At 74.2% G+C, this 12,471-nt stretch carries 12 protein-coding genes; 7 read left to right on the plus strand and 5 right to left on the minus strand.

Annotated elements, in window-relative coordinates; translation table 11 throughout:
• The first annotated feature begins 108 nt into the window (after positions 1-108).
• Genes CCN44_RS40580 through CCN44_RS40595 form a run of 4 tightly spaced genes read left to right on the plus strand, consistent with a single transcriptional unit; the run spans position 109 to position 3,813 of the window.
• Complete coding sequence (locus CCN44_RS40580; RefSeq protein WP_223284015.1) at positions 109-999, plus strand: beta/alpha barrel domain-containing protein; 891 nt, start codon at positions 109-111, stop codon at positions 997-999.
• The gene (locus CCN44_RS40585; RefSeq protein WP_086704183.1) at positions 996-1,880 is read left to right on the plus strand and encodes a creatininase family protein; all 885 of its coding nucleotides are present in this window, start codon (positions 996-998) and stop codon (positions 1,878-1,880) included. Before CCN44_RS40580 ends, CCN44_RS40585 begins: the two co-directional genes overlap by 4 nt.
• Positions 1,877-3,190: an NtaA/DmoA family FMN-dependent monooxygenase gene (locus CCN44_RS40590; RefSeq protein WP_059247190.1), complete on the plus strand. Its 1,314-nt coding sequence runs from the start codon at positions 1,877-1,879 to the stop codon at positions 3,188-3,190. The genes CCN44_RS40585 and CCN44_RS40590 overlap by 4 nt, the downstream gene beginning before the upstream one ends.
• Before the next feature lie 11 nt (positions 3,191-3,201).
• Positions 3,202-3,813 carry a malonic semialdehyde reductase gene (locus CCN44_RS40595; RefSeq protein WP_059247189.1) on the plus strand — a complete coding sequence of 204 codons (612 nt, stop codon included), beginning with the start codon at positions 3,202-3,204 and terminating at the stop codon, positions 3,811-3,813.
• 27 nt (positions 3,814-3,840) lie between these two features.
• Here CCN44_RS40595 and CCN44_RS40600 read toward each other — a convergent pair whose 3' ends face one another.
• Positions 3,841-4,155 carry a winged helix-turn-helix transcriptional regulator gene (locus tag CCN44_RS40600; protein WP_086704185.1) on the minus strand — a complete coding sequence of 105 codons (315 nt, stop codon included), beginning with the start codon at positions 4,153-4,155 and terminating at the stop codon, positions 3,841-3,843.
• A gap of 140 nt (positions 4,156-4,295) precedes the next feature.
• Here CCN44_RS40600 and CCN44_RS40605 point away from each other — a divergent pair, with 140 nt between their 5' ends.
• Both CCN44_RS40605 and CCN44_RS40610 read left to right on the plus strand, forming a co-directional pair.
• On the plus strand, positions 4,296-5,861 hold the full coding sequence (locus CCN44_RS40605; protein WP_079080824.1) for an MFS transporter: 1,566 nt from the start codon (positions 4,296-4,298) through the stop codon (positions 5,859-5,861).
• A 49-nt stretch (positions 5,862-5,910) separates the two neighbouring features.
• Positions 5,911-6,975 (plus strand): YihY/virulence factor BrkB family protein, encoded by a 1,065-nt coding sequence (locus CCN44_RS40610; protein WP_059247187.1) that lies wholly within the window; start codon positions 5,911-5,913, stop codon positions 6,973-6,975.
• A gap of 53 nt (positions 6,976-7,028) precedes the next feature.
• Here CCN44_RS40610 and CCN44_RS40615 read toward each other — a convergent pair whose 3' ends face one another.
• The 3 genes from CCN44_RS40615 to CCN44_RS40625 form a co-directional block, all read right to left on the minus strand.
• On the minus strand, positions 7,029-7,778 hold the full coding sequence (locus CCN44_RS40615; RefSeq protein ID WP_059247186.1) for an SDR family oxidoreductase: 750 nt from the start codon (positions 7,776-7,778) through the stop codon (positions 7,029-7,031).
• An 84-nt stretch (positions 7,779-7,862) separates the two neighbouring features.
• A complete protein-coding gene (locus CCN44_RS40620; protein ID WP_086704188.1) occupies positions 7,863-8,528 on the minus strand; it encodes a response regulator in 666 nt (221 codons plus the stop codon).
• The gene (locus CCN44_RS40625) at positions 8,525-10,879 is read right to left on the minus strand and encodes a histidine kinase (RefSeq protein ID WP_086704190.1); all 2,355 of its coding nucleotides are present in this window, start codon (positions 10,877-10,879) and stop codon (positions 8,525-8,527) included. Before CCN44_RS40625 ends, CCN44_RS40620 begins: the two co-directional genes overlap by 4 nt.
• Before the next feature lie 158 nt (positions 10,880-11,037).
• Here CCN44_RS40625 and CCN44_RS40630 point away from each other — a divergent pair, with 158 nt between their 5' ends.
• A complete protein-coding gene (locus CCN44_RS40630; RefSeq protein ID WP_086704193.1) occupies positions 11,038-12,195 on the plus strand; it encodes a CPBP family intramembrane glutamic endopeptidase in 1,158 nt (385 codons plus the stop codon).
• A gap of 21 nt (positions 12,196-12,216) precedes the next feature.
• Here the strand turns inward: CCN44_RS40630 and CCN44_RS40635 are convergent.
• The coding region (locus tag CCN44_RS40635; protein ID WP_143650418.1) for an alpha/beta hydrolase fold domain-containing protein at positions 12,217-12,471 on the minus strand (255 nt) is incomplete at its 5' end.

Genomic DNA, 12,471 nt, shown 5'->3' on the forward strand with positions numbered 1-12,471 from the left:
TGGTCGACGCCGTCCTCGCGGCCACCGAACGCCAGCGCGAGGCGATCGGCGCCAGCCTCGTCGCCTAGCCGCCCAGCGCCCGCAACCATCCGCCGGACGGAGTGAGAAGTGCCCGACTTGGCCGTACTGGGCCTGCCGATCGCCAACCCCGTGATCGTGGGATCCGGGTTGCTGACCGACCAGGAACGCAACATCCGCAGACTGATCGAAAGGGGAGCCGGCGCCGTCGTCACCAAGACGATCCACCCCAGCCCGCCCACCGGGCTGGACGAGCGCATCCTGCGGCTCCCCGTCGGCATGCTGAACAGCACCACGTACTCCAAACGCACCGTCAACCACTGGCTGGGCGTGCTGCGTTCGTTCGCCGAGGACGGCCTGCCCGTCATCGCCTCCGTGCACGCCGACAGCCCCGCCGAACTCGCCGCCCTCGCCAAGGACGTCGAGGCCACCGGGTGCCGGGCACTGGAGCTGGGCATCTCCTGCCTCAACGAGGAGGACGGCCTGGACGACGACAACCCCGACCGGGTCTACGCCTACACCGCCGAGACCCGGGGCCGCACCGGCCTCCCGATCGCCGTGAAGCTGGCCATCGGCGAGGGCCTGCACGACCGGGTCCGCGCGGCCATCGCCGGCGGCGCGGACGCCATCACGGTCAGCGACACCATCGCCGGAGCGGCCGTGTCACCGGCCACCGGCGACCTCGAACTGGGCGGTGTGTTCGGCTACTCGGGCCCCGGCATCAAACCCCTGGTGCTCGCCGCCATCTGGCAGCTGCGCCGCCGCGGCTTCGAGCTGCCGATCCTGGCCAGCGGCGGGGTCGGCGGCGGCCGGGACGTGGCCGACTACCTCGCCGTGGGGGCGAACGCGGCCCAGGTCTACACCGCCCTGCACACCGACATGTACGACACCCTCCAGCGCATCCTCGCGGAGACCCGGGACCTCGTGGGTCCCGGCAGCCGGACTCCGGCGGAGCCCGCCCCGCAGGGGGCGACGGCATGAGCGGCGAGCGCACCGCCCCGCGGCGGCTCACGGACCTGACCAGCACCCAGGTCACCGACGCCGTCCGGGGCCGGACGGTGGTATGGCCCATCGGGGCCGTGGAGCAGCACGGCCCGCACCTGCCGCTCTCCGTCGACCTGCTCCTCGCCGAGGCCTTCGCCGACGGCATCGCCCGGGAACTGGACGCCTTCACCCTGCCCGCGCAGGCGTTCGGCGCCCGCTCGCTCCCGCAGAGCGGCGGCGGCCTGCAGTTCCCCGGCACCGTGCACGTCACCGGCGGCACGCTGATCGACCTGCTGCGGGAGACGCTCACCTCCCTGGTCCAGCTGCCCATGGCCCGTCTCGTCGTGGTCAACGGCCACTACGAGAACGAGCCGTTCCTCTTCGAGGCGCTGGACCAGGTGCGCCAGCAGGGCCTGCTGGACAGCACCGAGGTGTTCGCGTTCAGCTGGTGGAGCCTGGTGCGGGACACCTGGACCGACGCCGAGATCGCCGCGTTCCCCGGCTGGCACGCCGAGCACGCCGGCGTCACCGAGACCAGCCTGATGCTGCACCTGCACCCGGACCTGGTCACCGCCGAACGCCCGGACCACGACCGGCCGCCCCGGGCCGGCGTGTACCTGCACCCCGTCGACGTCGAGCAGATCAGCAACCGCGGCATCCTGTCGTCGACGTCGGGGTCCAGTGCCGCGCTCGGCGAGAAGCTGCTGCGCCATGTCCTCGACGAGGCCGTCGCCCTGGTGCGCGAGGGCGAGGGGCTGCTCTTCGCCCAGACCCGCCCCGACCGCCGCCCGACCGGCGACCGCCGCGCCGCGACCGGCGACCACCGCTCCCGCGCCCCCGAGCGCCGTACCGCCCAGCCCGGAGGAAAACACCCGTGACCCGCAAGTTCCATCTCGCCTTCATCTTCAACTTCACCCCCGACGACTGGCAGGGCCCCTTCGGCACCGGCGGCTCCCCCTGGGACGGCCGGTTCCACACCGAGGTCGCCCAGGCCCTCGAACGCGCCTGCTTCGACTACGTCATCGTCGAGGACAAGCTGATGGTCCCGGAGAGCTACGGCGGCACCTCCGAGGCCGCCCTCAAGCAGGCCATGGTCGTCCCCAAGCACGACCCGGTGCCGCTCGCCGTGGCCATGGGCCTGGCCACCACCCGCCTCGGCATCGTGGCCACGCTGTCCACGCTGGCCTACCCGCCGTTCATGACCGCCCGGCTCTCCTCCACCATGGACAGCATGCTCGGCGGCCGGTTCGGCTGGAACATCGTCACCAGCGCCGAGGACCTGGCCGCGCAGAACTTCGGCCTGGACAAGCTGCCGCCCCGGGACGTCCGCTACGAGATGGCCGACGAGTACGTCGACGTCGTCAAGGAGCTGTTCGCCTCCTGGGACCCGGACGCGGTCGTCCTGGACCGGGAGAACGGCGTCTACGCCGACCACACCAAGGTCCGGCCCATCCACTTCCGCGGCAAGTACTTCAGCGTGCGCGGCCCGCTCAACACGGTCCCGTCGCCCCAGCACCGGCCCGCGTTCGTCCAGGCCGGCGCCTCACCGCGGGGCCGGGCGTTCGCGGCCCGCAACGCCGACTCCATCATCGCCATCGCCAGCGGCCCGCAGAGCATGAAGGAGTTCCGCGACGACGTACGGCGCCGGGCGGCGGAGAACGGCCGCGACCCGGACTCCGTCAAGGTACTGTTCTGCGTCACCCCGACGCTCGGCGAGACCGAGCAGGACGCCCGCGAGAAGCAGGCCCGCATGGTCTCCTCGCCGCAGTTCATCCAGGACATCCTGGCCCAGGTGTCGGCCCTCACCGAGATCGACTTCGCCCAGTTCGACCTGGACAAGCCGCTGCCGCAGAAGCTGACCACCAACGGCGAGCAGGGCACCCTCGACAAGTTCCAGCAGTGGGGGAGCGGCAAGACCCTGCGGGAGCTGGTCATCGACGGGGCCGGCGGGCTGGTGTCCTCCGTGGACCTGGTCGGCACCCCGGACCAGGTCGCCGAGCGGATGGGCGAGGTGATGGAGGAGGTCGGCGGCGACGGATTCATGATCACCACACCGCTGCTGAGACTGAACCGGCGCTACATCGCCGAGGTCACCGACGGACTCGTCCCGGCGCTCCAGCGCCGCGGTCTGACCCGCACCGCGTACACACCGGGCAACACCCTCCGGCAGAACCTCGCGGAATTCTGACCGGCGCGGCCATGACCACGCCCACCACCCGTCCGCCGGCGCTGGACCCGGCGGCCCAGGACCTGCTGTTCCGGCAGGCCCGCACCGTGGACCGGTTCACCGACGAGCCGGTCTCCGAGGAGACGGTCAGGTTCGTGCACGAGCTGGTGCGCCACGGCCCGACCGCGTTCAACCAGCAGCCGCTCCGGGTGCTCCTGCTGCGCTCCGCGGCGAGCCGGAAACGGCTGGCACCCCATCTCTCCCGCGGCAACCGGGAGAAGACCCTGCGGGCGCCGCTCACCGCTCTCCTCGCGGTGGACACCCGATTCCACGAAAAGCTTCCCGAGCTTTTCCCGGCGTTTCCGGAAGCGGCGGACCTGTACGCCGGAAATCCCGCGCTGCGGGAGCGGTCCGCGCTGCTCAACGGGGCGCTCCAGGCCGCGTATTTCCTCATCGGGATCCGCGCGGCCGGACTCGCCGCCGGACCGATGAGCGGATTCGACGACGCGGGCGTCAACCGGGAATTCTTCCCGGACGGCGGCCTTTCCGCGCTGCTCGTCGTGAACATCGGCCGGGCGGCCGGAGCACCGTCCCGGCCGCGCGGGCCCCGGCTGTCGTACGAGGAGGTCTGTACGACGCTGTGACCCCGGCCCGCCGTCCGGCTCCCGCCCTCACCCCGGGGTCCGGGAGCCGGACGGCACCGCATCGCGCACCTGCTCGCGGTACCAGTGCCCCCACTTGTCCAGCTCGTCGGTGATCGCGTCCAGGCTGTGGCCGATGTCGGTGAGCGCGTACTCCACCCGCGGCGGCACCTCCCGGTACACCGTCCGCGACACCAGCCCGTCCTCCTCCAGCTCGCGCAGCTGACGGGTCAGCATGCGCTGGGTGACGCCGGGCAGGGCGCGCCGCAGCTCGCCGAACCGATGCGTACCGGCCACCAGCTGCTTCAGAATGGCCAGTTTCCAGCGGCCCCCCAGAATCTCCATCGCGAACTCGACGGCGCACTGATCCGGTGAATCCTCGACCCTCGAACGCACCGCTGACCTCCATTGGTATACAGCGTGGCACTAGGCCACAGAAAAGACCGTACTTGCGGCCCGAGTTGGTATCTCCAGAAACTGAGAATATGTCACACAAGGAAGCACCGGCAGTGCCGCGCGCGGCCGGCGAGACGACGGAGCCGGACGAGGCGGCCCGTATCCACGCACGGCGCTGGCTGGTGCTCGCCGTGGTGTCGGGCAGCCTGCTGCTGTGCGGAACGGACCTCACGGTGCTGCATGTCGCCGTGCCCCGGATGAGCCGCGAACTGGAGCCGTCCCCCGCACAGTTGCTGTGGATCGTCGACGTCTACTCCCTCACCCTCGCCGCGCTGCTGGTGACCTGCGGCACGCTCGGCGACCGGATCGGCCGGCGCCGCATGGTGCTCAGCGGCTTCTTCACCTTCGGCCTCGCCTCCACGGCGTGCGCCTTCTCCGCGACCACCGCCCAGCTGATCGCGGCACGCGCCGCGCTCGGCGTCGGCGCGGCGATGATCATGGCGTCCACGGTGGCGATCATCCGGGTGGTCTTCACCGACGACCGGGAACGGGCCGTCGCCATCGGCATCTGGACCGCCGCGCACAGCGTCGGCGCGACGATCGGCCCACTGGTCGGCGGGATCGTCACCGAGAGGTGGGGCTGGGGCGCGGTCTTCCTGATCAACGTCCCCGTCATCGTCGTCATCCTGGCCGTCGGCGCCAAGGTCATCCCCGAGTCCCGCAACCCGCTCCCGCGCCGCTGGGACGTGGCCAGTGTCGCGCTGTCCGTCACCGGCCTGGCCGGCGTGGTCTACGCCCTGAAGCAGGCCGGCGAGCACGCGGGCGTCGACGGCGTCATCCTCGCCACCGCCGCTGGCGGCGCCCTCCTGCTGTTCGTCTTCGTCCGCCGCCAGCGCCGCATCCCCGAACCCCTGCTGGACTTCTCCCTGTTCCGCGAGCGCCGGTTCACCACCGCGACCCTCTGCGTGATCGGCTGCTTCGGCAGCTACGTGGCGCTGCTGTTCTTCCTCACTCAGTGGCTCCAGCAGGTCGGCGGCTACTCCCCGCTGCGCGCCGGTCTCGCGCTCATGCCGCTGGCCGGCGCCAACGCGGTCGGCGCCGTGACGGCACCCTGGGCCGCGAACCGCTGGGGCAACCGGTGGGCGCTGACCGCCGCCCTGGCCCTGTTCGCCGCCGCCATGGCGGTCATCGCCCTCACCGGCGACACCGGCCGCTACGGCGCCCTGCTGGTCCCCCTGCTCTGCGCGGGATACGGCGCCGGCATCGTGATGACCCTCGGCGCCGACTCCATCATGAGCGCGGCCCAGCCCGAGCGGTCCGGGGAGGCCGCCGCCATCCAGGAGACCTCCTTCGAACTCGGCTCGGGCCTCGGCGTCGCCGTCCTCGGCACCGTACTGACCGCCGCCTACCGCACCGGCCTGCCCTCCGTCCCCGGCCTCGGCGGCGACGAGCGGGCCACCGCCGAGAAGTCCTACGCGGCGGTGGAGGAGCTGGCCCCGCACCTGCCCGCCCGCACCGCCGACGCCCTGCTGCAGGCCGGCCGGCACGCCTACGACCGCGGCTTCACCGCCGTGACCACCATCGCCGCCCTCGGCCTCGCCGGCACCGCACTGCTCGCCGCCCTGATGCTGCGCCCCCGCCCGGCCGACGAGTGATCCGCCGGCCGGGGGGCTTGAGCCCGCCCGGCCGGGTTACCCGGCAGACATGGCGAAGCTGCACGTACCCCGGCGGCACCACCGGCAGGCCGCCGACGAGACACCCGCACCGCGGATCCCGGCGCCGGAGGAGGCCGGTCCCGCCCCCGAGGTCGAGCGGCGGGCACCGGAGACACCGGTGAAGCTGCCCCGGCGGGCGTGGGCCGCCGCCTTCAAGGGCGCCCTGCGCGAGTTCCGGGACGACGAACTGACCGACCGGGCCGCGGCGCTCACCTACTACGCCGTGCTGTCCCTGTTCCCCGCCCTGCTGGTCCTGGTCTCCCTGCTGGCGGTGGCCGGCAGGTCGGTCACCGACCGGGTGCTGGCCAACCTCGACGACCTCGCGCCCGGCCCCGCCCGGGACATCATCACCCGGGCCGTGGAGCAGCTGCGGGACGGGGCCGGCGTCGGCTCGGTCATGGCCCTGGTCGGCATCGTGCTGGCCGTGTGGTCGGCGTCCGGCTATGTGGCCGCGTTCATCCGCGCCGCCAACGCCGTCTACGACATGCCCGAGGGCCGCCCGGTGTGGAAGCTGCTGCCGGTGCGGGTCGGCGTCACCGTGGTGCTGATGGTCCTCGCCGTGGTGAGCGCGCTGATCGTGGTCTTCACCGGCGCGCTGGCCGGCCGCGCCGGGCAGGCGCTCGGGCTCGGCGACACCGCGCTGACCGTCTGGGCGATCGCGAAGTGGCCGGTGCTGGTCCTGCTGGTCACCGTGATGATCGCCATCCTGTACTGGGCGACCCCGAACGCCAAGGTCAAGGGGTTCACCTGGATCACCCCGGGCAGTGTCCTCGCCCTGCTGATCTGGATGGCCGCCTCCGCCGGATTCGCGTTCTACGTCGCCAACTTCGCCTCCTACAACAAGACCTACGGCACCATGGCCGGCGTCATCGTCTTCCTGGTCTGGCTGTGGATCACCAACCTGGCCATCCTGCTGGGACTGGAGTTCGACGCGGAGACCGTCCGGCAGCGGGCCGTGGCCGGCGGGCATCCGCCCCGCGCCGAGCCTTACACCCGGCCCCGTGACACCAGGAAGTGGGACGAGGAGGACGTACGCCGCCTGGACGAGACCTGACGCGGGCCGCCCGGACGCGACCGGGCGGCCACCGCCCTCCCGTGCCCCGGCTGTCAGGCCCCGTACCCGCCGTCCACCGAGAACTCCGCGCCCGTCACGTACGCCGCGTCCGGCCCCGCGAGGAACGCCACCATGGACGCCACCTCCTCGGCCGTGCCGTAGCGGCCGAGGGCGGTCATGGCCGCCTGGCCGGAGGCGTACGGGCCGTCCGCGGGGTTCATGTCGGTGTCGGTCGGGCCCGGGTGCACGACGTTCGCCGTGATGCCCCGCCCGGCCAGCTCCCGCGCCAGGGCCTTCGTCAGCCCGACGACGGCCGACTTGCTCATCGCGTACAGGGTGGCCCCGGGGCCCGGCACGCGCGCGGTGACACAACTGCCGACGGTGATGATCCGGCCACCGGATCCCATCAGGGAGGCGGCCGACTGGGCGGCCAGGAAGGCGCCGCGCACGTTCACCGCGAGCAGCCGGTCGACGTCGGTGAGGGACAGGCTCTCCAGCGGCCCCATCAGCCCCACCGCCGCGTTGTTCACCAGCACGTCCAGGCCGCCCAGTTCCTCGGCCGCGCGCCGTACCGCGCCCGCCGCCTCGGCCGCGTCCGCGGAGTCGGCGCGCAGGGCCACCGCCCGCCGCCCCAGTGCCTCGATGTCCCGTACGACGTTCTCGGCCGCGTCCTTGCCGTGCACATAGGTCACGGCCACGTCCGCACCCTCCCGTGCCAGCCGCCGTGCCGTCGCCGCTCCGATGCCCCGGCTGCCGCCGGTGACCAGTGCCGTCCTGCCCCGCAGGTTCGTTCGTGAAGTCATGGCTCCATTCCAGCCGACGGCCGGGGCGGACACCGGCGGGCAACGGACATCGACCTCTGCCGCCCCGGCGGCCCGGTCCCGCGGTCAGCCCGGCGGGACGCCGCGCGGGCTGATCAGACCGGTGTCGTAGGCGAGGATCGTGGCCTGGACCCGGTCGCGCAGGCCGAGCTTGGACAGCAGGGCGTTCACGTGGCTCTTGACCGTGCCCGTGGTGACGCCGAGTTCGGCGGCGATCTCGGCGTTGGTCAGACCGGAGGCGATCTTCAGCAGGACCTCCCGCTCCCGCTGGGTGAGCCGGCCGAGGGGACCGGCTGCCGAGGACGCGGGCGGGGGCGGGGCGCTGCGGGCGAAGGTGTCGATGAGGCGGCGGGTCACGGCCGGCGCCAGGATGCCGTCGCCGTCCGCGACCACCCGGATCGCGGACAGCAGCTCCTCGGGCCGGGCGTCCTTCAGCAGGAACCCGGACGCACCGGCGCGCAGCGCCTCGTACACGTACTCGTCCAGGTCGAACGTGGTGAGCACCAGCACCCGCGGCCCGCCGGGCGTCTCGGTGATCAGCCGGGTCGCGGTGAGGCCGTCCATGCCCGGCATCCGGATGTCCATCAGGACGACGTCGGGTTTCTCCGCGGCGGCGAGGGACACCGCCGTCGCTCCGTCGCCGGCCTCGGCCACCACGGTCAGACCGGGTTCGGCGTCCACGATGGCGGCGAATCCGGCCCGGACCACGGCCTGGTCGTCGACGACGATCACGCGTATGGCGACGGGGACACCTCCTGGGCGGGGGCCGGAACGACTCCGGCCGGCAACGACACCCGTAGCGTACCGGTCGGCTCGCACAGGATCCGTCCCTCACCCGCGGCGACCTGCACCCGAAGGCGTTCGGCGACCGGGCCGGCGACGGCGAGCCGTACCCCGGTCACCGTGATCCGCAGGGTGCCGCGGCGGCGTCGCAGCGTCACCCGGGCCGGCCCCGGGTCGCCCGCGCCGAGCGCCGCCTCGACGATCCGGTACACCGAGACCTGCACGGACGGCGGCAGCTCCCGGGCGGCCTCCGGCAGGCCCCGCAGCCGCACGTCACGGCCGCCGGAGCGCAGCGCAGCGCACAGCGCGTCCAGGTCGGCGACGGTCGGCGACGGAGCGAGCCGGCCGGCGGGCCCCGCACCGCCGTCCGCCGAGTCGCCAAGCCCCCGCAGCATCTCCCGCATCGCGGCCAGCGCCGCCCTGGCCGTGTCCGCCACCTCCGCCAGGTCGCCCCGCCGGGCCGCGGCGACGAGCGCCCGCGTGTGCTCCAGTACGGCGTCCCGCAACGTGGCCGCCAGCCGCTGCCGCTCCGCCTCCGCGGCCCGGTCCGCCTGCCACATCGAGCTGGCGAACGCGAAGTCGTCGTAGGCCAGGGCGCGCAGCCGGCGCCGCCGCACGAACAGACCGCAGCCCCACACGGCGGCGAACACCGGGCCCAGCAGGACGGACAGGGTGAAGGCCAGCAGGACGGCACCCCCGGGTCCCGTCGGCTCGCCCGCCACCGAACCGTCCGCCCACGCCGTGGCCGTCACCGCGCACGCCACCCCCGGCGTCGCCGCGAGGGGCGCCGGCCATGTGCGCCCGGGCCCCCGCCCGTACCCGGCGACCGCGTACACGGCCAGCGCCTCCACGAGCGCCCCCGCGACGAGGAACTCCGCCACCTGCGACGGCACCGGCCAGGCGGCGACCACCACCGGACCCAGCCAGGCCGTCGCCAGCACGGCGCCGAGCACCGCCCACGGAGCACGCCGGCGCCACAGCAGGGGCAGCGCGTGCAGCACCAGCAGCCCGCAGACGACCAGCAGCGCCGGCAGCGTGGCGCGCCGGGCGGCGGCCGACCACTCCTCCGTGAGCGCCAGCGCGAACGAGACCGGCAGGATCATGGCGGCCAGCGCCAGCGCGGGATCGGCGAGCCGCTGCTCCCGCAGGACGTCCCGCCGCCAGCCCTGCTCGGACGGCGGTGTCCCGGCCCCGTCGGGCAGCGTGGCGCGCACCCGCCAGCCGCCCTCCCGCGTGGGCCCGGCGGTCAGTTCGCCACCGGCCGCAGCGGCGCGCTCCCGCATCCCGGCCAGGCCGCGCCCCGCGCCCAGACCCCCGGCACCCGGCGCGGCGGCGCGCGGCGGCGCGTTCTCCACGGTCAGTTCCAGCAGGCCGTCCGCCCGCCGGACCAGCACCCGGGCGGCGGCGCCGGGCGCGTACCGCAGCGCGTTGGTGAGGGCCTCGCGGACGATGCCGTGGATCGCCTCGGCCGACGGGCCGGCCAGGTCGTCGGGCAGCCGCGCGGTGACCGGACGGCCCAGCCGGCCGAAGCCCGCGACCAGTTCCTCGATCCTCCCGCTCATCGGCCGGTGGTCCGGGCGGTCGGTGTCCCGCAGCAGCCCCACCAGCCGTTGCAGCGCCGTGAGGGTCTCCGTGCCGGTGCGCTCCGCGAACGACAGCGCCTCGGCGGCCAGGTCGGGCCTGCTGTCCTGGAGCCGGTGCGCGGCGTCGACGGTCACCACGACCGAGGTGAGGTGATGGGCGCTCACATCGTGCAGTTCCCGGGTCAGCCGGCGGCGCTCGTGGTCGCCCGCCAGCCGGCGGGCGTGCTCCGCCCCGGCCAGCCGCCGGGCCGCGCTGAGCCGGCCGGCGAGCCGCTGACGCCGCGCCTCGCCGAGTCCGGCGCACAGCAGGTACACGCCGAGCGTGATCGCCATGTCGGACAGCAGTGCGACCCGCGGCCCCTCCTGCACCGCGGCCAGCACCCACTCGACGCCCACCACGGCGGCCACGGCCCGCACCGTCACCGGCACCGGGCAGCGGACCGCGACGGAGTACAGGGCGACCAGCGAGCCGAAGCCCAGATAGCCGTCCGGCCAGGCGAGTCCGCCCAGCACCACGGCACCCAGGGTGCCGGCCAGCGCCCGCAGAGGGGCGGTCCGGCGCCGTCCCAGCGCGGCCGTCTCCAGGGCCAGCGCGCCCAGCACGCCGAACAGGGCCGGCCCGCCGGGCGCGCCGTCGAGGCCCGCCCCGGGCCACAGCAGGGCTCCCTGCCCGGCCGCCAGCAGCAGGGGCAGAAGCCAGTTACGTATCGTCTCCATGTCGCCGACGAGCGTAGAGGCCGCCCCGCGCGGCGGGCACCGGACCCGAGGACGAGGGGCCGCCCCCCACCAGGGACGGAGACACCCAACCAGAGATAGAGAACCCGGTCGTGCCGCAGGCCGATGGCGTGCCTGGATGTCTTTGGCAGGCTGACGGCATGACACAGCCACAGCTCGCCGAGCAGCTCCCGTACCACCGCCTGGCCCGCCTGTCCGTGCGCTACCGGTGGTGGCGCCCCCTGCTCGGGACCCTGGTCGTGGCCGTGACCTACCTGTTCGCCCTGGCCGTCCTCATGGTCCTCGCCGTGGCCGTGGGATCGAGCCTCGGCTACAAGGAGGACGCCGACGGCTGGCCGGAGTTCGGCCCCGTCTCCGGCACCGCCGTGGACCTGCTCTCCATCGCGGTGGGCATACCCGTCCTGCTGCTCACGGTGCGCTGGATCGGGCGGCGGCCGGCCGGCACGGTCTCCTCCGTGACCGGGCGGCTGAGATGGCGCTGGCTGCTGCTGTGCGTGCTGACCGCCGTGCCGATCGTCGCCCTCGGGATGGGCGCCATGCTGCTGCTGCCCGCGGACGGCGAGCCGGAGAGCCAGTGGGCGGGCTGGGCGGACTTCGGGCTCGCCCTCGCCATGCTGGTGCTGCTCGTGCCGTTGCAGGCCGCCGCCGAGGAGTACGTGTTCCGCGGCTGGCTGACGCAGACCGCCGGGGCGTTCCTGCGCTCGCCGTGGGCCGCGCTGGTGCCGCAGGCCGTCCTGTTCGCCGCCGCCCACGGCTGGGGCACCCCCTGGGGCTTCGCCGACCTGGTGGTGTTCGGGGTGGCCGCGGGCTGGCTGACCTGGCGTACGGGCGGGCTGGAGGCGTCGATCGCCCTGCACACGGTCAACAACCTCTTCGCCTTCGGCGTCTCGGCCGCCGTCGTGGACGGGCTGAACAGCGACGAGACCGCGGCCGACGCGAACTGGCAGGTGGTCGCGCTCGACGTGCTGAGTATCGCGCTGTACACGGCGGCCGTGGCGTGGTGGCTGCGCCGCCGTCGGCTGGACCGTACCGCCCCGGCCCCGCAGCCCCCGGCGCAGCCGCCGGCCTTCGCCCCGGGACACCCGTACGTTCACGGTGCTCCGGCGCCCCACGCGTTCGGCGCGCCCGTGCCGCCGCCGTGGGGCCGGCCGGGAGCCGGTACGGCCGGTGCCCCGCCGTGGCCGGTACAGCCCGGCCCGGCCGCGCCGGCGCCCTGGGCCGGACAGCCGGCGCCGGGTGCGGCCCGTCCGCCCGCCGCGTCTCCCGGCGCCGGGGGAGACGGCGCGGACCGTACGTGAGGCACGTACCGCGCCGGGGGCTCAGGCGGTGTGCAGGGCGGTGTGCAGGGTGCGGGCGGCCATGGTGATGGCGGCCTCGGCGGCGTGGGTGCCGCGCAGGGCGTTGAGCATGACGAAGTCGTGGATGATGCCCTGGAAGCGGACCGCGGTGACCGGCACGCCGGCCTCGCGGAGCTTGTTGGCGTAGGCCTCGCCCTCGTCGCGCAGCACGTCGGCCTCGGCGGTGATGACCAGCGCCGGGGGCAGGCCGCGCAGCTGCTCGGTGGTGGCGCGCAG

Source organism: Streptomyces tricolor (genome assembly GCF_002155905.1).
GTDB classification, from domain to species: Bacteria; Actinomycetota; Actinomycetes; order Streptomycetales; family Streptomycetaceae; genus Streptomyces; species Streptomyces tricolor.